This window comes from Acinetobacter bereziniae LMG 1003 = CIP 70.12, from assembly GCF_000368925.1.
GTDB lineage: Bacteria > Pseudomonadota > Gammaproteobacteria > Pseudomonadales > Moraxellaceae > Acinetobacter > Acinetobacter bereziniae.
In genome coordinates this window covers 1,401,777-1,420,226 of record NZ_KB849755.1, presented here as the reverse complement: position 1 = coordinate 1,420,226, position 18,450 = coordinate 1,401,777, and the positions used below count along the sequence as shown (strand labels likewise).

The 18,450-nt window shown below is 38.6% G+C and carries 17 protein-coding genes; 12 read left to right on the top strand and 5 right to left on the bottom strand.

Features of this window, described 5'->3' with window-relative positions; genetic code table 11:
• Positions 1-18 precede the first annotated feature (18 nt).
• The 4 genes from F938_RS08500 (at position 19) to F938_RS08485 (ending at position 2,173) form a co-directional block, all read left to right on the top strand.
• The gene (locus F938_RS08500; protein WP_005030906.1) at positions 19-435 is read left to right on the top strand and encodes a hypothetical protein; all 417 of its coding nucleotides are present in this window, start codon (positions 19-21) and stop codon (positions 433-435) included.
• Between the two features lie 123 nt (positions 436-558).
• Positions 559-756 (top strand): hypothetical protein, encoded by a 198-nt coding sequence (locus F938_RS08495; RefSeq protein WP_004827866.1) that lies wholly within the window; start codon positions 559-561, stop codon positions 754-756.
• 90 nt (positions 757-846) lie between these two features.
• Complete coding sequence (locus tag F938_RS08490) at positions 847-1,377, top strand: P-loop NTPase family protein (protein ID WP_005030904.1); 531 nt, start codon at positions 847-849, stop codon at positions 1,375-1,377.
• Positions 1,378-1,624: 247 nt separating this feature from the next.
• Entirely contained in the window at positions 1,625-2,173 is a 549-nt protein-coding gene (locus F938_RS08485; RefSeq protein ID WP_005030903.1) for an NADAR family protein, read from the top strand.
• 43 nt (positions 2,174-2,216) lie between these two features.
• Here F938_RS08485 and F938_RS08480 read toward each other — a convergent pair whose 3' ends face one another.
• Complete coding sequence (locus F938_RS08480; RefSeq protein ID WP_005030901.1) at positions 2,217-3,254, bottom strand: hypothetical protein; 1,038 nt, start codon at positions 3,252-3,254, stop codon at positions 2,217-2,219.
• A gap of 217 nt (positions 3,255-3,471) precedes the next feature.
• Here F938_RS08480 and pheS point away from each other — a divergent pair, with 217 nt between their 5' ends.
• The 3 genes from pheS to F938_RS08465 all read left to right on the top strand — a co-directional run bounded on the left by pheS (position 3,472) and on the right by F938_RS08465 (position 7,255).
• Positions 3,472-4,452 carry a phenylalanine--tRNA ligase subunit alpha gene (pheS, locus tag F938_RS08475; RefSeq protein WP_004827876.1) on the top strand — a complete coding sequence of 327 codons (981 nt, stop codon included), beginning with the start codon at positions 3,472-3,474 and terminating at the stop codon, positions 4,450-4,452.
• Positions 4,453-4,580: 128 nt separating this feature from the next.
• Entirely contained in the window at positions 4,581-6,962 is a 2,382-nt protein-coding gene (pheT, locus tag F938_RS08470; protein ID WP_005030899.1) for a phenylalanine--tRNA ligase subunit beta, read from the top strand.
• Complete coding sequence (locus tag F938_RS08465; RefSeq protein ID WP_004827881.1) at positions 6,959-7,255, top strand: integration host factor subunit alpha; 297 nt, start codon at positions 6,959-6,961, stop codon at positions 7,253-7,255. The genes pheT and F938_RS08465 overlap by 4 nt, the downstream gene beginning before the upstream one ends.
• 1,026 nt (positions 7,256-8,281) lie before the next feature.
• Here the strand turns inward: F938_RS08465 and F938_RS08460 are convergent.
• From F938_RS08460 to trxA, 3 genes are all read right to left on the bottom strand, one after another.
• The gene (locus F938_RS08460) at positions 8,282-8,554 is read right to left on the bottom strand and encodes a hypothetical protein (protein WP_005030898.1); all 273 of its coding nucleotides are present in this window, start codon (positions 8,552-8,554) and stop codon (positions 8,282-8,284) included.
• A gap of 381 nt (positions 8,555-8,935) precedes the next feature.
• Complete coding sequence (gene rho / locus F938_RS08455) at positions 8,936-10,204, bottom strand: transcription termination factor Rho (protein WP_004827884.1); 1,269 nt, start codon at positions 10,202-10,204, stop codon at positions 8,936-8,938.
• Between the two features lie 344 nt (positions 10,205-10,548).
• The gene (gene trxA, locus F938_RS08450) at positions 10,549-10,875 is read right to left on the bottom strand and encodes a thioredoxin (protein ID WP_005030897.1); all 327 of its coding nucleotides are present in this window, start codon (positions 10,873-10,875) and stop codon (positions 10,549-10,551) included.
• Positions 10,876-11,168: 293 nt separating this feature from the next.
• Between trxA and ppx the strand changes: the two genes are divergently transcribed.
• The 5 genes from ppx to F938_RS08425 all read left to right on the top strand — a co-directional run bounded on the left by ppx (position 11,169) and on the right by F938_RS08425 (position 16,359).
• Entirely contained in the window at positions 11,169-12,689 is a 1,521-nt protein-coding gene (gene ppx, locus F938_RS08445; RefSeq protein WP_005030896.1) for an exopolyphosphatase, read from the top strand.
• Between the two features lie 107 nt (positions 12,690-12,796).
• Positions 12,797-13,621: an acetyl-CoA carboxylase carboxyltransferase subunit alpha gene (locus F938_RS08440; protein WP_004827891.1), complete on the top strand. Its 825-nt coding sequence runs from the start codon at positions 12,797-12,799 to the stop codon at positions 13,619-13,621.
• Positions 13,558-14,937, top strand: coding sequence for a tRNA lysidine(34) synthetase TilS (gene tilS, locus F938_RS08435; protein ID WP_080740828.1), 1,380 nt, complete (start codon positions 13,558-13,560; stop codon positions 14,935-14,937). Before F938_RS08440 ends, tilS begins: the two co-directional genes overlap by 64 nt.
• Positions 14,934-15,764 carry a pyrroline-5-carboxylate reductase gene (gene proC, locus F938_RS08430; RefSeq protein WP_005030894.1) on the top strand — a complete coding sequence of 277 codons (831 nt, stop codon included), beginning with the start codon at positions 14,934-14,936 and terminating at the stop codon, positions 15,762-15,764. The genes tilS and proC overlap by 4 nt, the downstream gene beginning before the upstream one ends.
• 25 nt (positions 15,765-15,789) lie before the next feature.
• On the top strand, positions 15,790-16,359 hold the full coding sequence (locus tag F938_RS08425; protein ID WP_004827896.1) for a YggT family protein: 570 nt from the start codon (positions 15,790-15,792) through the stop codon (positions 16,357-16,359).
• Positions 16,360-17,487: 1,128 nt separating this feature from the next.
• On the opposite strand, the gene F938_RS08420 is transcribed toward F938_RS08425, so the two are convergent.
• On the bottom strand, positions 17,488-18,420 hold the full coding sequence (locus F938_RS08420; RefSeq protein WP_005030892.1) for an IS5 family transposase: 933 nt from the start codon (positions 18,418-18,420) through the stop codon (positions 17,488-17,490).
• Between the last annotated feature and the right edge of the window lie 30 nt (positions 18,421-18,450).

Sequence of the window (18,450 nt, the reverse complement as noted above, 5' to 3'; positions counted from 1 at the left end):
GAAGGTTACGGAGCATCTATGCGTAGGCAATACCATTTCCGTCTTGTGGGTACAGACACATATATTTGGGATGTACACTGTTTGGTTGGATTAAGCCGAGATTTACCCATTCATGAGGTTTTATTATCCGAGATACAGGAACTGAACGAAGCGTATTGGTTTCCAGATAAACATCCAACAACACAGCAAATAATTGAACATTTCCAACTGATCCAAGAGGCTGATTTGGCTTATCCTATTATTCTGTCAGCAGATGGAAGAGTCATGGATGGAATGCATCGAGTTGCCAAGGCAAAATTACTCAACCACCAAAACATTAACGCTGTTCGATTCGATATTACGCCACCACCGGACTATATCAATGTGGATGAAGATGATTTGGATTATGAGGATGAATTGATTGATGAACCAGCTAGACATAAGCCTTCTGAATGATAAATTTGAATATTTGCAGTTGAAATGTACCGTTATTACATAATTTCAACGTGAAACTATTATCGATTTTAAAATAGCTCGCATAGAGTAGAATGATAAAAGTGAAAATATTCTGGAGTATTTATGCGTGTAGAAATTGCGGGTTTACAGCAAGGTGCTATTGAAGTCGAATTACAATTATTGCCAAGAATTGGTGAAACTTTAAAAGTGATGTATGGTGCAGATGCTGAGGTAAAAGGTGAAGTAACTGCTGTAGAACACTATATCAATCAGCATGCCAATGAACATAAAGTGATTTTGACGATTCGTCCACTTTTCTAAAAGTTGATCATTCAGCTCAGAAAAATTTTTAAAATCTTGGTGATAAAAAGTAGCTGTCAGGCTACTTTTTTATTTAAGAAGTGAATTCCAATGAATAAAATTAATGTGGTGGGCACCTCTGCTGTTGGTAAAACAACTTTTTCAAAAAAGCTTGCTGATAAATTACAACTTCATTATATCGAACTAGACGATTTGTTTTGGTTAGATGATTGGGAGGAAACTTCAGACCATGCTTTTTTCTTAAAAATTCAACAGGCAATTGAATCGGCAAAGCATGGTTTTGTAATCGATGGAAATTATACGCGAACAACACATGTTAAATGGCAGACCATTGATACTGTTATATGGTTAGATTTTCCTTTTCATATCAATCTTTACCAATCTATAAAACGTGCCATATCTCGGGCAGTTTTTAACAAGAAGTTATGGCAACATTCGAATAATCGGGAAAGTTTTGGCAAAATGTTCAGTGCTGACTCAATTATTTGGTGGATGATCAAAACTCATCAAAAAAATCGCCAGCAATATATTACAATGATGAATGATCCTCAATATTCACATATTCAGTTTATACATCTGAAATCTCGAAAAGATTGCGATCAATTTTTACGCTCGCTCTAAGTCCTTTATGCTTGGCTAAATTTTATTAATTATCCTAACGGGCTTGATGATGAATGATTTTAAATAATTTTTGTGATTTTTTGATTTGGAAATGTTCTGTATTTTTTATTGAGATGCATCAAATACCATAACTGCTGGTTATTAAAGCGATATATTGGAACAGACGTTGGATGAGTGATTTATAGCGATTATGATGATTGCGTGATATCAGTTAAAAATAGAAGTGAAAGACAGACAGGAAAATAAAATGAGTGATTCTCAGTTATTAACAACTTTACAAGAACATATAAAGCGTGGACAAAAATATAGTTATTTGTGTTTTTGGGGGCATCGTCAAAAGACCCCAGAAAAGATAGACAAGAGCTGTTTAAGCCAATGGTATCCTGCAAAATTTGAAATTGATGGTGTGGATTATCAAAATACCGAACAATACATGATGGCGCAGAAAGCTAAACTATTTAAAGATGAAAATATTTTTCAGCAAATTCTTCATACTGATGATCCAAAGAAAATAAAAGCATTAGGTCGTCAGGTCAAAAATTATCAATATGAAATTTGGATTGCGCATCGTTACGAGATTGTGGTTCAAGGAAATCTGGCAAAGTTTTCCCAAAATAACCATCTCCAACAATTTTTGTTGAGTACCTCTGAGCAAATCATTGTTGAGGCTTCACCTGTAGATCAGATTTGGGGGATTGGACTAGCTGCTGATCATGCAGATGCGATGAACCCACTGAAATGGAAAGGTTTAAATTTATTAGGGTTCGCATTGATGGATGTGAGAAAGCAACTTTAGGGTTACTTTCTCATGAGTACAGATTTTATCTGGATATTAAGCCTTATAGTCCAAAATAATAAGTAGCCAGACAGATAAGAATAGTCACGATAATTAAAGCAAAAACGCCTGTCTTTGCTGGTTTGTGCTCATGCTGTGTATGGGATGGATGAGAACTAAACGATTGGCGTTTGTCTGTCTTTATATCCTCAATATTGTCAAATGGAGATGCAATAGCTTTCGGGGTTAAACGCGCAGATTGATAGTGATTGGCAACTTTGACAATAAATTTTGCTTTTAAATCCTCAATCTTCTGCAAGAAGTGACGCAAATTCATTTGTTGTTCTGGGCTCAGACTTTGTTCACTCTCATCATAGGGGGGGGTTATTTTTGCCGAAATAAATTCTTCGAGCGCATCGAAACGATACAGGGTTTCATTGGCATAATCTGCTTGATCATCGCTAGGAATAAGGGCAAGTTTAAGACTACTATTATCCGAGATATATTCACTACTATTTAAGCCATAATAAGGTAAGTCTTTGTTGATTGGTTCAGGAAAACCTTTGGCATATTGGCTATCAAATAATTCATTGTCTGTATAAACCTGAATATCATCCCAATTTGGGGTCACAAGATCTTGTTCAATACGCTTAATGAGTTTCGCATTAAGATCATAACGCCAAAATATTTCTGTTCGAATATTTGGACGTTGTTGTTCTGGTGCCTCATAGTCATTGTCAGCGCTATACCATTCCGGTAATTCTTTACCAAAAATCCAAGCAGTTTTCTTTTGAGATTCGTGACTGACAATAAAATGAGGAATCGCCAATAACTCAACATTGGCATTGGGGTTCTGCTCATCATTCAAAAGACTTGAGCTATGTAAACTGATGCGATTTACCCCTTGCTTTTTTAGACCTTCAAGCCAAATTTGAAAGTGTTGTGCTAGAAGATGTTGGGTGGTTAAATCTCGAAAGCCAAAAGCGTGGTGATTAAAAATGGCATGATTGACCCAACGAGAAAAACTAATTTCTTGGGTCAGATATTGATTGCCATAAGTGACGAGTGCAAGTTGACGTTTCCAGATTTGATCAAGTGCCATTTTTTATAGATCTCAGCGACATTGGATTTATTTTATACCGTTTATAAATCAGAGTTCTAGCGTTTCAACAGTATTCGCACAGGGAAATATACAAATTATCGAGAATTAGTTGTGACTAATCGTATTTTTCGTCAGGAGGAAACTTCATCCAACTGCATAAAAACTGTTAGAATATGCAGTTATATTATTTTTCTAAAATATTGCTTTGAGAGTTACTATGTCACTGGAAGCCCTGACCACTGAAGCGCTCGCTGCGATTGCAGCAGCTCAAGACCTTGCAACACTCGATCAAGTACGAGTGCAATTTACAGGGAAAAAAAGCCAGCTTGCGGAACAATCTAAGGCACTGGGTAAAATGGACCCTGAAGAACGTAAAGTTCAGGGTGCAGCAATTCATGCTGTGCGTGAAGCCATCTCTACAGCATTGACTGAGCGCCAAGATGAATTACAAAAAGCAGCGCTAGAACAAAAGCTTGCAAGTGAAACCATTGATATTACCTTGCCTGGTCGTGGACAGGTTGTAGGCAGTATTCATCCTGTTACTCAAGTTCAGGAACGTATTTGCCAATTCTTTACCAAAGCTGGCTTTACTGTTGCAACAGGTCCAGAAGTTGAAGATGACTATCACAACTTTGAAGCACTCAATATTCCAGGGCACCATCCTGCACGTGCAATGCATGATACTTTTTATTTTGATGCCAATCATTTGTTGCGTACGCATACTTCAGGTGTGCAAGTCCGTACTATGGAAAACAATCAACCTCCGATTCGTATTGTATGTCCTGGTCGTGTTTATCGTTGTGACTCTGACCAAACGCATTCACCTATGTTTCATCAAATCGAAGGTCTGTACGTTGCTGAAAACACCAGTTTTGCTGAATTAAAAGGCTTGTTGATTAACTTGTTGAACGAGTTTTTTGAAAAAGACTTAAAAGTTCGTTTCCGTCCTTCATATTTCCCGTTCACTGAGCCAAGTGCGGAAGTGGATATTATGGATGAGCGTGGTCGCTGGTTAGAAGTTTTGGGGTGTGGAATGGTACATCCTAATGTATTGCAAGCCGCGGGTATTGATCCTGAAAAATATAAAGGTTTTGCTTTTGGTTTGGGGGTAGAGCGTTTTGCAATGTTACGTTATGGCATTAACGATTTGCGTATGTTCTATCAAAACGATGTGCGTTTTTTACGCCAATTTGCTTAACAAATTTATACCTCTCCCTAACCTCTTCTAAACAAAGAGGGAATGTCCTAGACAAAAGACGAAGGGTTCTCCCAATTTTCAAAGGGAGTTAGAGAGGAATTCATAAATATTGAATATAGGTTTTAGAAATGAAAATTAGCGAAAATTGGCTTCGCACATGGGTTAACCCAGCAATTGATAGTGATACTTTATCTGACCAACTCACGATGTTGGGACTTGAAGTTGATGAGCTTGTACCAGCCGCTAAACACTTTACTGGTGTTGTGGTGGGGGAAGTTTTAACGGTCATTCAACATCCTGATGCAGATCGTTTACGTGTAACCACTGTAAACATTGGTTCAGGAGAACCTCTACAAATCGTATGTGGTGCACCGAATGTACGTGTTGGCATGAAAGCACCGGTTGCGACAATTGGTGCAGTACTTCCTGGTGATTTTAAAATCAAGAAAGGTAAGCTACGTGGCGTTGAATCACAAGGGATGCTATGTGGTGCTTCGGAAATTGATCTTGAAGATAAAATTGATGGGCTTTTAGAGCTTCCTGATGATGCACCGGTTGGTGTAAACATCCGCGAATATTTAAATCTGGATGACCATGTCATTGATATCAGTATTACCCCGAACCGTGGAGACTGTTTTAGTATTCGTGGTGTAGCACGTGAAATTGGTGTAATTAATCAACTTCCAGTGACAGCGCCTGAAATTACAGAAGTGGCTGCAACCATTGCAGATCAAAAACAAGTCCATGTCAGCACTGATGGATGTCCACGTTATTTAGGTCGTGTTATAAAAAATGTAAATACCAAAGCAGCTACCCCTGAATGGATGGAGCAGGCTTTGGCTCGTTCAGGGATTCGTCAACACAGTATTTTGGTGGATATTACCAACTATGTATTGATGGAACTAGGACAGCCTTTACATGCTTTTGATGGTGGTCAAGTTCAAGGTTCAGTCCATGTACGCCAAGCAACAGCAAATGAAAAACTTGTTTTATTAAATGAGCAAGAAATTGAATTGACTGAAGATGTTATGGTCATTGCTGATGATGCTAAAGCGCTCGCTATTGCAGGGATTATGGGGGGATTATCTTCTTCTGTAACAGATGCAACGACAGAGATCTTTCTTGAGTCTGCGTTCTTTGCACCATTGCATATTGCAGGTCGTGCGCGCCGTTATGGCTTACATACTGATGCTTCTCAACGCTATGAACGTGGTGTGGATTTTGAATTGCCAATGATCGCGATGCATCGAGCATCACAATTGATTCAGAGTTTGGCGGGTGGAGAATTTGGTCCAATCACTGTGGCTGAACGTACCGCGCTTTTACCTAAACGTGAAGCCATTGAGTTAACTCAAGCACAAGTTGATCAATTACTTGGTTATTCTGTTGAATCAGCATTTATTACTGATGCACTTCAACGTTTAGGTTGTGTTGTAACAGTCAAAGCTGAGGGCGAGTGGACTGTTGTACCGCCATCACATCGCTATGATATGGCAATTTATCAAGACTTAATTGAAGAAGTTGCGCGTATTCATGGTTATGACAATATCCAAATTAGTTTGCCTGTGATTGATGTCAAACTTGCTAAACATCAAGATCAGTTTGAATTGCCACAATTACGTCAAACACTGGTGACTTTGGGCTATCAAGAAGCAATCAGTTTTAGCTTTGCTGATTTAAAGCTTGAGAAGCAATTAAATTCTCAAGTTAATCCATTGGCATTGGCAAATCCAATTTCAAGTGATTTGGCTGTAATGCGTTCTACTTTGCTTTCAAGCTTAATTCCTTGTGTTCAATACAATATTAACCGCCAACAAAGCCGTGTGCGTTTCTTTGAGTTAGGTTTACGTTTTGATTATCAAAATGCTCAAACTATTGATGACTTAAATCAGATTCCAACTTTGGCAATGATTGCGGTGGGCTCAAAACATGCTGAATCATGGCATGGCAAAGCTCAAGCAATGGATTTCTTTGACTTCAAAGGAGAGGTTGAAGAAGTTTTAGCTGCTGGACGGGTTCAAGTTGAATATGTGCGTTCTGAGCGTGAATGGTTACATCCAGGTCAGTCAACAGAGATTTTAATAGATGGAAAATCGGTTGGTTATTTGGGACGTTTACATCCATCTTTAGAAAATGCACTGGATTTGAGCACGACTTGGGTTGCCGAACTTGATCAATCGGCTGTTTTGCAAACTTATGTATCTAATTTTACAGAATTATCACGATTTCCGTCGGTTAGACGTGATATTGCGCTTGTAATTAGTGATAAGATTAATGTCAGTGAAATTCAGCAACTTATTGAAAAAACCGGTGGGGAGCTTTTAGACTCTACATGGTTATTCGATGTGTATACAGGGCAAGGTGTTGAGCAAGGTAAGCGCTCTTTGGCATTTGCATTGTTATGGCAACATCCATCACGTACACTTGAAGATGCTGAAATTAAATCCGGTATGGATCATATCATTCAAGTGTTAGAAAGCACTTACCAAGCGACATTGAGGGCCTCATGACAGCATTAACAAAAGCAGAAATGGCTGATCATTTAAGTGAGCTTACGAGTTTAAACCGTCGTGAAGCAAAACAAATGGTCGAGTTGTTCTTTGACGAAATTAGCCAAGCATTAATTGCAGGCGAACAAGTTAAACTTTCAGGTTTTGGTAATTTTGAACTACGTGACAAACGTCAACGTCCAGGTCGAAACCCAAAAACTGGCGAAGAAATTCCAATTTCGGCACGTCGAGTTGTTACGTTCCGCGCAGGACAGAAGTTTAGACAACGTGTAGGCACAGAACAAGAAGGTTAATCAACCCACTTGATTTTGTAAAAACCCCAAGCCATTTTGCTTGGGGTTTTTTATTATTTACGCATACGAGAGCTTAAAAATAAATTAAACTATAGGGTCTGTTGACATTTGATAAATAGCTTGCGTTGTAGGTTAAAATTGAGCAGGCATGAGGAGTATACTCCGCAAGGAAACGAAGAGAATAGTGAGTCTATTTTCAAGTTTCATAACGTAGGCTGAGATAATTTTAGCCACAACCCTTCGGGACTAGTGTGTTTTTTGTCGCTTCTTCGTTCCGAACTACTTATTTAGAATGACTAAATTTCGTATTTCGCGCCTAGAATCGCCTAAAAAACACACATAGTCGCAAGTATAGATGAATTGTCAACAGACCCTAGCTAATCTGTATGAAAAACCATACAGTAAATATAATTTTTAGATCAATAAAATCAATGTGATCAATATATTGTTTGATGATATAAAGCTTTCACTGCCAGGCTTTAGTGCTAAAGTTTAAATCGTTTTCCGTAAGCGAAGACGCTCATTACTTAACCCGTTTCTTGTTTAACTGCATTCTTGCGCAAACAAAGCAGTATTTTGGTTTTTGCTCATATATCTTTAGCCAACATATGGCGTCTATGTGGCTTCACGATGGAAAGACGGTCTATGATTTAAAAGTATGATCCTAGCCAAAATAAATGAATTGGCAGATCTTTTAATCCTTTGTATCAAATGATAAAGCTCATTGACTATAAATGATTGTCAAATTATTGGTATGAATAGTCTGAAACTTTGATTATAAAAATAATGTTCGTTTTTTTAATGATTAAAAGTGAGATATAGGATTCATTACTTGAGTGTATTTCAATATAACATCTTGACAGTATGGAATCGAAGCGGGGCGTTCTAAATTGGCTGAATATATTTATTCGATAAATCAGGGCTGTCTTTCGAATCAATTCGCAGATTTGAGGATAATCATTGATTTGAAAGCAAAAAAAAAGAGAACCAAAGGTTCTCTTTTTTTGATAATAATCTAAGCGATTATTATTGAGCAGCTGAAGCAGCAGCTGAAGCGTCAGCAGCAGCAGCAGTAGCGTCAGAAGCAGCAGCAGTAGCGTCTGCAGCAGCAGTAGCAGCAGCGTCAGTTGCAGAAGCAGCAGCAGCGTCAACAGCAGCAGTAGCTTCAGAAGCAGCTTCTACAGCTTGAGAAGCAGCAGCGTTTGCATCAGCAGCAGCTTCTTCAGTTTTTTTAGCACAACCAACGAAAGCTAAAGTAGTAGCAACTGCAGCAGCAATAGCGATTTTTTTGAATAACATGGCATCACTCTCATAAAATTAATTGAGACAAAAAACCCAAGTTAGCCTGTTTTTTGCTTTTTGCATGAGCAGTCTAACTGGTATGCGAATATGCTATCACTGCGCATTTTGAATTGCTACTGTCTAGATGAAAAAAACTGACCAAATTGATGAAAAAATGATGCTTTTTTAACAGTTAATTACAATTAATTCGCACTTTTAGATTGGATTATTGATAATTAAGTTATTAAAAAATATAAAAAATATGCGAGAATGATTTTTATATTCAATTATTTGCAAAATGCTGTTACGCCAAAAATCAGCAATTGTATATTTATGTAAATTCTGTCAACCAAAAAAAAGGTCACTATATCAGTGACCTTTTTTGACTTTTTATACCAATCAGTTGGCAGCTTTACGCTTCATTTGATCGAAGAAATCATCATTGGTTTTGGTTTCTTTCATACGATCTAAAAGGAATTCCATCGCCGCTAACTCATCCATTGGGTGGAGAAGCTTACGTAAAATCCAAACTTTGCGTAGGTTTTCTTCACTCATGAGGCGTTCTTCACGACGAGTACCTGATTTCTTGATATTCATGGCAGGGAAGACACGTTTTTCAGCAATACGACGATCCAAGGTAATCTCTTGGTTACCCGTACCTTTGAATTCTTCGTAGATCACTTCATCCATTTTACTGCCTGTTTCAATCAATGCAGTTGAAATGATTGTCAGTGAGCCGCCTTCTTCAATGTTACGTGCAGCACCAAAGAAACGTTTCGGGCGTTCAAGTGCATGTGCATCTACACCACCGGTCAATACTTTGCCTGATGACGGTACAACAGTGTTGTAAGCACGTGCTAAACGCGTGATTGAATCTAGCAGAATCACCACATCTTTCTTATGTTCAACAAGACGTTTGGCTTTTTCAATCACCATTTCGGCAACTTGTACATGGCGTGCTGGAGATTCATCAAATGTTGATGCAACAACCTCGCCACGAACAGTACGTTCCATTTCAGTCACTTCCTCTGGACGTTCATCAATTAAGAGAACGATAAGGAAACATTCAGGGTTATTACGGACAATGGATTGAGCAATGTTCTGTAACAACATTGTTTTACCCGCTTTAGGCGGTGCAACAATAATTGAACGTTGACCTTTACCAATAGGAGCAACCAAGTCAACAACACGTGCAGTTAAATCTTCCGTTGAACCATTTCCTAGTTCCATTACCAATTGCTCAGTTGGAAACAATGGGGTTAGGTTTTCGAATAAGATTTTATTACGTGAATTTTCAGGTGTGTCATAGTTAATTTGATTAACTTTTAATAATGCAAAGTAACGTTCACCTTCTTTGGGTGGGCGAATCGTTCCCGTAATCGTATCACCTGTGCGTAGGTTGAAACGACGGATTTGTGATGGGCTAACATAAATGTCATCAGGACCTGCAAGATAAGAACCTGCAGCCGAGCGTAGAAAGCCGAAACCATCAGACAAAATTTCAAGAACACCATCACCAAAGATTTCTTCACCATTCATTGCATGGCGCTTTAGGATGGCAAAAATGATGTCTTGCTTACGGTTACGAGCCATTCCTTCAAGGCCCATAAACTCAGCAATTTTAATGAGTTCGCCAATCGGTTTTTTCTTGAGTTCAGTTAAATTCATAAATGGTCAGATTGAATAAGGATGTGTGGAACACAGATAAAGAGAAAAGAAGCAAAAGTCGCCAACAGTGCAATAGGTGAGTTGATGTTGTATAGACACAAAAACAAACTCAGAGTCTATGTAGTTCTTTCGAGGAGAAATATGTAAAACAATTTCTGTTGCCGAACGGCGATCTTATGTGTTGTCCTTTAAGAAACAGGCAGAGAATCCTTATGTTCCTTGAGCATGAAATATAAGTGAGATCAACAAGTTTGTCAAATTATAGTCGAAAAAAAATACGCCAGAAAATCAAGCGTATTTTTTATTTTTGCAGATTTATACAAATAATCTATAAATTCAGCAAATTAAATATTTTCTTCGATGAAAGCAGTCAGTTTAGATTTCGGCACTGCACCGATTTGTTGAGCAACCACTTCACCATTTTTAAACATCAATAATGCTGGAATGTTACGGATATTATAGTTAACTGCAGTTGCTTCGCATGCAGTCACATCCACTTTAACAATCTTTACTTTGCCTTCAAATTCTGAAGAAAGTACTTCAAGAACAGGTGCAATCGCTTTACATGGTGCACACCAACCTGCCCAGAAATCTACAATTACAGGAATATCTGATTCAAGAACGTCTGCTGCGAAGTTGTCATCAGTTGTGTTTACGATATTGCCAGACATGGATTTTGCTCCAAAAATATTTTAAAGATGAATCAATCTATGAAGCTAAGTATTACATAGACATCTTTAACAATGTAGGGAAATGTTTAAATTTTCATTCTTATTTGTGAGAATGTCCAATTGATGCTCACGATATTTACAATCGGTTCCTTAGAAAACTCAATCTAATTGTCACATAATTGTCATATATGCTGAAAAAATAATGACTCATCAAATTGTCTAAATAAATGGCTTTTAAAAAGCGTGCATGTGAATTAATCTAAGCAACAATTCAGTATGAGTTTGTATAAATAATGTCTGATTTTTTGATTGATGAAGAATTACTTGCTGCCATCGATATGGGGTCGAATAGCTTCCATTTAGCAATTGCTCGAGTGGATCATGGTGAAGTTAAAAAAGTTGCTTCGATGTCAGAAAAAGTTCAGCTTGCTGCTGGATTGGACGAGAATAAAAACTTAACTGAAGCAGCGCAACAACGTGGTTTAGCCTGTTTGGCACGTTTTGTAGGTAGATTGAGTTCAGTGCAACCGAATCGTTTACGGATTGTTGCGACGAACGCTTTGCGTCAAGCAAAAAATGGGCATGAATTCATTCAAAAAGCAGCTGAAATTCTACCTAAACCGATTGAAATCATTGCAGGACGAGAGGAAGCACGTTTAATTTATTTAGGTGTTTCTCATACCATGGTCAATAGTGGGCGCCGTCTGGTGATTGATATTGGTGGCGGTTCTACAGAATTAATTATTGGTGAAGAATTTGAGCCAATTCATACTGAATCTTTACAAATGGGATGTGTGGCATTCACAAAAGCCTATTTCCCTGAAGGTGATATCAACAGTAAAGCTTTTGAAAAAGCAGTTGTTGCTGCACGTAAAGAACTATCTTCTATTGCCAATACATATAAGGCAGCTGGATGGGACACTGTGGTGGGTTCGAGTGGAACAATCAAAGCGTGTCGTCAAATTGCTGTCAATATGGGATGGAGTGATGAACAAGAGAATTTAACTCGAGAAGGTTTAGAAAAATTAAAAGACAAACTTTTAAAATTTAAACATATCTCCGATATGGAGTTTGATGGATTAAAAGAAGATCGTCGTGCTGTTTTACCTGCGGGTATTGCGATTCTCTATGCTGTTTTTGAAGTACTGAATATCGATAAGCTGGTTTACTCTGATGGTGCATTACGAGAAGGCGTCATGTATGACTTGCTTGGGCGTTTTCAACATGAAGATATTCGAGACCGTAGTGTGCAAGCGATGGTGGGGCGTTATGGTGCAGATGCCAAACAAGCTGAACGTGTGGTTGAAACAGCACAACATCTCTTTAATGGTGTAGCAAATACCTTACATTTAAATAGTGATGATAGTGATCTATTGCGTCGCGCAGCTTATTTACATGAAATTGGTTTGGCAATCAGTCATAGTGGTTATCAAAAACACAGTGCTTATCTCTTACAGCATTCCGACATTCCTGGTTTCTCACAAATTGATCAGAATCATTTGTCACATTTGGTCGCTCACCATCGTCGTAAATTACGTACCGATGCCAAACTTGATGTGCTAAAAGTAGGTGGAAACAAGCTGCTACACCTATGTTTGCTCCTCCGTCTCGCTGTTTTACTCAATCACAGTCGCAGTGATGAGATGCTTCCTGCCATTGAATTGACAGTGGATAATGCGCAACAATGGCAACTCAGCGTTTCTGGCGATGCCAAGCAATGGCCTTTACTGGTTGCAGATTTGCATGATGAGCAAGTGCAATTTAAGCATTGGGACATTGAATTGAATATTCAGTCGGAACAGTTTATCGATTAACTAAAGGTCTTGTGTTGATTGAATGAATTGTATAAACCATTCAATAGCACTTGATCCTGAACTTCCGATGTGTGAGGCATCGGTGAATTAGGGATAATACTCGACTTATGAAAAATAAAGCTGCTCAATCTAAAGCTTGGAAAACGGTTCAAATTGCACGTCATCCTGAACGCCCGCAATTTTTGGATTATGTAGGCGAAATTTTTACTGAATTCGATACCTTACATGGCGATCGTCTTTATGGTGATGATGGTGCAATGGTTGGCGGATTGGCGCGTTTTAATGGTCAGCCTGTCATGGTCGTTGGTCAGCATCGTGGTCGTAGTACCCGTGAAAAATTACAGCATAACTTTGGGATGTGTAACCCAGAAGGCTATCGTAAGTCACAGCGTTTGCTGGATATGGCAGAACGTTTTAATCTTCCAGTATTCACATTTATTGATACGATGGGGGCTTACCCAGGCATTGGTGCTGAAGAACGTGGTCAAGCAGAAGCGATTGCAACCAGTCTTGCTCAACTTTCAAGCTTAAAAGTTCCTGTTATTGCAACAGTTTTAGGTGAAGGCGGTTCTGGTGGGGCTTTGGGAATTGGTGTGGCAGATCGTGTGGTTATGCTTTCTCATAGTATTTATTCAGTGATTTCACCAGAAGGCTGCGCTTCTATTTTATGGAAAACAGCGGACAAAGCGGAACAAGCCAGTGAGGCACTTGCACTTACGGCAGACAAACTCAAAGAGTTAGGTGTAGTTGAATATGTTGTCGATGAAGGCGAGGGAGCACATTTGCAACCATTTGAGGTTATGGAAAAACTCAAAGATGTGTTAAAACAAGCGCTTGATGAATTACAGCCTATGACTGCGGAAGATCGATGCGAAGCACGTTATCAACGTTTAATGAAGTTTGGCAGCGACAATTTAGGTCTCGCTTCTTAAAACAACACGCTCAATTTGCTGAGAATACGCATTTCCTCATCGGATGTAGTGGTGGCATGGATTCCATGTTATTGCTGCATTTGATGGTGCAGTTTTTCCCTCATCACGTTCGTGCAATATACGTCAATCATCAGCTACAAACAGCCAGTGATGAATGGGCTGATTTTGTTGCTCAACAATGTACCATCTTACAGATTCCTTATATTATTCAAAATGTTCAAGTTGCAGAAGGCAATCTTGAAAATCAAGCGCGTCAAGCCCGTTACGATGCTTACCTTCAACATATAAAAACCGACGAAGTATTGGTACTAGCCCATCATCAACAAGATCAAGCTGAAACCCTGATTTTACGCCTATTGTCTGGTGCAGGTGTTGCCGGATTATCTGCGATGAAATCAAAAGATCAGCGCGAACAATTGACCATTTGGCGACCCTTGTTGGATATCTCACGTGAGCAGATTTGCCAATGGGTGCAACAGTTACAGATTGCCTATGTCAATGATCCGACTAATCTAGATACCCAGTATGATCGTGCGTGGTGTAGACATGAACTTTGGCATATTTTGCAAAGCCGTTACCCCAAAATGCAACAAGCATTGGCGCGCACCAGTTATTTGATGCAAGATGCCAATGAAATTCTCAATGAAGTGCTACAACAAGATCTTAGTTTCTGTGGAAATGAAGAAAAGCTTGATTTAATAAAACTCAAGCAATTGTCATTGGCAAGACAGCGCCAACTTCTATCTACATGGATGAAGGGGCAGGACACCTATCGACCTGCTTTTGAAATGGTGCAGCGCCTACAGGATGAAGTGATTGACTCTAAAACAGATTCACAAGCAGCATTACATTGGAATCATTTCTATTACTTGCGTTACCAAAATCATTTATATCGCGTTGAACAGCAACACTATTTAGCAGCTCAATCGAAACAGCAAGTTCCCGAGCAAACATATCAATTTCAACTTCATCAGCAACTACAATTCACATCTGGTGTATTTCAAATTGAACGCTCTAAAATAGGTCTGTCTTTTGCATTATTTAATCAGAAGCTGACATTGAAACCACGTTTAGGTGGTGAAAAAATTCATCTTTATGGCAGAATAGGTACTTGGCCTTTAAAAAAGGCGATTCAAGAAGCACATATTTTTCCTTGGATGCGTCATACAATTCAAATATTAAGTGTAGATAATGTTATGCTTGGGGTGTTTACACCAAATGGTTTTTGGTTGGCACAGTCTGAATACTGTGAAATCGGTGGTTGGCAACCAAATTTAATCTCTAAGATAAAAACTAAGGTCGAGTGTGATTCATGAGTGCAGCTTTAAATTGTAATATTACTTTCATTGGTGGTGGGAATATGGCTCAAGCCCTAATTGGTGGCTTATTGAGTCGTGGCTTACCTGCTACACGTATTACAGTTTCTGATCCCTTTGAAAAAATTCGACTGTTGTTACAAGAAAAAGATGTCCATGTCACTGAAGACAATATTGAAGCGATTAAACAAGCAGATATTGTTGTATTTGCAGTAAAACCTCAAGTTTTAGGGAGCGTGCTTAAGCCCTTGAAAGGTTTACTTGATGATAAATTGCTGATCTCTATTGTTGCAGGTGCTGAAATTAAAACGATTTCAGATTTGACGGGCAGTGAGCGAATTGTCCGTGTAATGCCGAATACTCCTGCATTGGTTCAAACTGGTGCACATGGTATCTATGCCAATCCAGAAGTAAGTGCAAAAGACCGTGAATTGACCACGCAGGTTCTTGCGGCAACTGGTTTAACCCTTTGGGTAAATTCAGAAGCACAGATTGATGCTGTAACCGCAGTTTCTGGTTCAGGTCCTGCATATTTCTTCTATATGATGGAAAGTATGATACGTGCTGGTAAAAATATGGGGTTGGATGAAAAGGTGGCAACAGCATTGACTTTGCAAACCGCATTGGGCGCAGCACAAATGGCAATTACCAGTTCAAGCGCTCCATCTGATTTACGTAAAAATGTAACTTCCCCTAATGGGACAACTCAAGCGGCTTTAGAAGTATTTGATCGCGCTCAAATCTCTCAAAATATTCAAACAGCTTTGGCTGCTGCGCAAAAGCGTAGTCAGGAATTGGCTCAAGAATTAAGTGACAGTATTAAATAATTTTTGATTTTAGGAACGTTCAAGTATGGGTGCAAATTCTGCGCAAATTTTTGGCATTATTATTAACGTAGCGATTTTGCTCGTATTCTTTCGTTTTTTAATGCAATTGGCGATGGTCAGTCCATACAACCCTGTGGTGATGTCGACAGTCAAAGCAACCAAGATTGTAGATCTATTTAGCCGAATTTTTCCGACGATGGCGAAAGGGCGTGTCAATACTGCTGCTTTGGTTTTAGTGGTGGTGTTATATCTACTCAAAATCTTTGGCATGATGTATTTGCAAGGTGCAATGCCAAATAGTCCTGTACACCTCATTATTCTCACTTTTGTGACCATGATTCAGGACTTGATTCGCTTTTGTCGTTATTTAATTTTTGCGACGATTATTTTGAGTTGGGTGGTGATGTTTACTCAATCAAGATCACCTTATATTGAAGTGATTCAAGAGTTGGCTGAGCCATTATTGGCGCCGTTCCGTCGAATTATGCCGAATATGGGGATGATTGATCTTTCTCCTATTTTGGCTATCTTGGCATTGATCATTGCTGAAAAAGTCATGGAATATGCTGCAATTGCGCTACTAACTGGTCTTTAATAGGCAATATGCTTTTAGCGTCAAATAAATTGATGATTTTTTATTTAAAACCGAGTTGTATAACCAACTCGGTTTTTTTATAGGTTATGGATGTCTTTTTTAATCGTGAATTTAATTTAACCTGAGTTCGATAAAAACTCTTGATGAAATATGATACTTGGAAGCGTCATCCGCAACTGTTTGAGGCAGGACTACTTCTACAAGGTATTGTTTCTGCGACTAATTAAATATGTTGCTAGTGGTTGACGAGTTTTGCGGTGAGCAGAGATACCGCTGCGCAAGATGGTTGCCCTTGCGGAGCTTCGCTCCTCATGCCAAAACAAAAGTATGGCGAGCCGCAGGCTGATCCTGAAATTGGGTGAAAACTCAGCAAGACTCCGCCGAGACTTAATGTTTTTCAATAAGTTAAAGATGTGGTTGCATCGAACTCACGTTAATTTAAATCTATCGCTAATCTTTTGAAAAATTATAGTTTAAAATCAATATTTTAAATTAATTTTTGAATGAGAGAATGCTTTCATTGCCAAACCTTACATCTAAAGTCTAAATCGTTTTGTGTAGGTGGTGCTTCACTTTGCTTAACTAATTTTTATTTAGTCGCTTTCTTGCGCTGCAAACAAAGCAGTGCTTTGTTTTTGCTCATATCCCCCCGCTCAACATGGTGACATTCATGTCGCCTCGCGATAGCAAGACCATCTGTAAGTCAAAAATAAAAAAACTGTTTCAACAAAACTTTTTTTAAAATTCATATAAAAAGCATAAAGTTGATTAAGTATACATGCTTGAAATTAAAACCTTTGTATGAACAATTGGGCAATTTAGCTATATTTTTTAAGGTTTTATATTCTATCGTATTCAGTGATCTCAGCTTAGCTCTATCAATATTAGAGCCCTCAATAAAGACTTATATATTAGGTAAATAATCTATAAGTTTATAAAAACTCATAAGGACATATTTAAAAACATCATAAGAGATCAGACAGAATCGTATGTATACTGATCAATATTTTTAATAAATATTAAAAACTATGTTAAATAATATTTACTTTTTATTAGAAAAATTGGGATTAACAATAGGCTTTGTTGCACAAACATTTAAAAGCAAAACTTTCCCCGGGTTGTCCAAATTTAAGTGACAACTTGGGTATGTGGCTGACCTAATTCCGTAAATTTATTTAATACTGCCACACGTGCATGAATCTCATTGACTTGGCTTTGAAAGTTTCTTGCACTGAGTTTATCTCCTAATAATTTGATGCAATGCATCTTGGTTTCAACCAAACTTCGCCGATGATAGCCTGACCATTTCTTCCAAATAGTTCTTCCTAAACGCTTAACTGTTCTAAGCAAGTCATTGCGCTCTAGCGAGCCCATCTTTTTATCTTTCCATGGCTTGGCATTTTTTCTGGGTGGAATCACTGCATACGCTTGCCGATCTGCAATGACCTGACGGCATTGTTTTGTGTCATAAGCCCCGTCGGTATAGACTGAATCAATCTGCTCATCCAACGGGATTTGATCAAGTAAATCACCAAGTACCTGTGAATCACTTACATTGTTGGTCGTGAGCTGAACTGCCCGTATTTGTAGGGGTTTAGCATCTATACCAATATGGAGTTTACGCCATTGGCGACGATATTCGGACTGATGCTTTTTAAGTTTCCATTCACCCTCACCTAAAAACTTCAAGCCCGTGGAATCGACGAGTAGATGCAGTCCATTGCAACTCTTTTGATAGCTAATTTGAATATCAATATGCTTTTGTCTTTTGCAAAGGGTGGAATAATCTGGAGCTGTCCAATCTAGACCACACAGTTTAATCAGGCTTTGGACAAAGCCTGTGACCATGCGTAACGACAAACGGAAAAGAGATTTAATCATGAGACAGCATTGAATTGCTGCATCGGAATAAGTTTGATTTCGACCATGTGTGCCTTTTGATTTGGCATACCATTGGGTTGTAGGATCAAACCAAATGGTGAGGTTTCCTCGATTTATCAGAGCGTGATTGTAGGATGACCAATTGGTTGTGCGATAAATTTTAGGTGCAGGTTTCTTCATTCAGAAATTATATTGCTGAAGAAGCCCTTA

Excerpts from the sequence above, each read along its gene's own strand:
- F938_RS08500 (WP_005030906.1), top strand. The coding sequence starts at position 19 with ATGCGTAGGCAATACCATTTCCGTCTTGTGGGTACAGACACATATATT.
- F938_RS08495 (WP_004827866.1), top strand. The coding sequence starts at position 559 with ATGCGTGTAGAAATTGCGGGTTTACAGCAAGGTGCTATTGAAGTCGAA.
- F938_RS08490 (WP_005030904.1), top strand. The coding sequence starts at position 847 with ATGAATAAAATTAATGTGGTGGGCACCTCTGCTGTTGGTAAAACAACT.
- F938_RS08485 (WP_005030903.1), top strand. The coding sequence starts at position 1,625 with ATGAGTGATTCTCAGTTATTAACAACTTTACAAGAACATATAAAGCGT.
- F938_RS08480 (WP_005030901.1), bottom strand. The coding sequence starts at position 3,254 with ATGGCACTTGATCAAATCTGGAAACGTCAACTTGCACTCGTCACTTAT.
- pheS (WP_004827876.1), top strand. The coding sequence starts at position 3,472 with ATGTCACTGGAAGCCCTGACCACTGAAGCGCTCGCTGCGATTGCAGCA.
- pheT (WP_005030899.1), top strand. The coding sequence starts at position 4,581 with ATGAAAATTAGCGAAAATTGGCTTCGCACATGGGTTAACCCAGCAATT.
- F938_RS08465 (WP_004827881.1), top strand. The coding sequence starts at position 6,959 with ATGACAGCATTAACAAAAGCAGAAATGGCTGATCATTTAAGTGAGCTT.
- F938_RS08460 (WP_005030898.1), bottom strand. The coding sequence starts at position 8,554 with ATGTTATTCAAAAAAATCGCTATTGCTGCTGCAGTTGCTACTACTTTA.
- rho (WP_004827884.1), bottom strand. The coding sequence starts at position 10,204 with ATGAATTTAACTGAACTCAAGAAAAAACCGATTGGCGAACTCATTAAA.
- trxA (WP_005030897.1), bottom strand. The coding sequence starts at position 10,875 with ATGTCTGGCAATATCGTAAACACAACTGATGACAACTTCGCAGCAGAC.
- ppx (WP_005030896.1), top strand. The coding sequence starts at position 11,169 with ATGTCTGATTTTTTGATTGATGAAGAATTACTTGCTGCCATCGATATG.
- F938_RS08440 (WP_004827891.1), top strand. The coding sequence starts at position 12,797 with ATGAAAAATAAAGCTGCTCAATCTAAAGCTTGGAAAACGGTTCAAATT.
- tilS (WP_080740828.1), top strand. The coding sequence starts at position 13,558 with ATGCGAAGCACGTTATCAACGTTTAATGAAGTTTGGCAGCGACAATTT.
- proC (WP_005030894.1), top strand. The coding sequence starts at position 14,934 with ATGAGTGCAGCTTTAAATTGTAATATTACTTTCATTGGTGGTGGGAAT.
- F938_RS08425 (WP_004827896.1), top strand. The coding sequence starts at position 15,790 with ATGGGTGCAAATTCTGCGCAAATTTTTGGCATTATTATTAACGTAGCG.
- F938_RS08420 (WP_005030892.1), bottom strand. The coding sequence starts at position 18,420 with ATGAAGAAACCTGCACCTAAAATTTATCGCACAACCAATTGGTCATCC.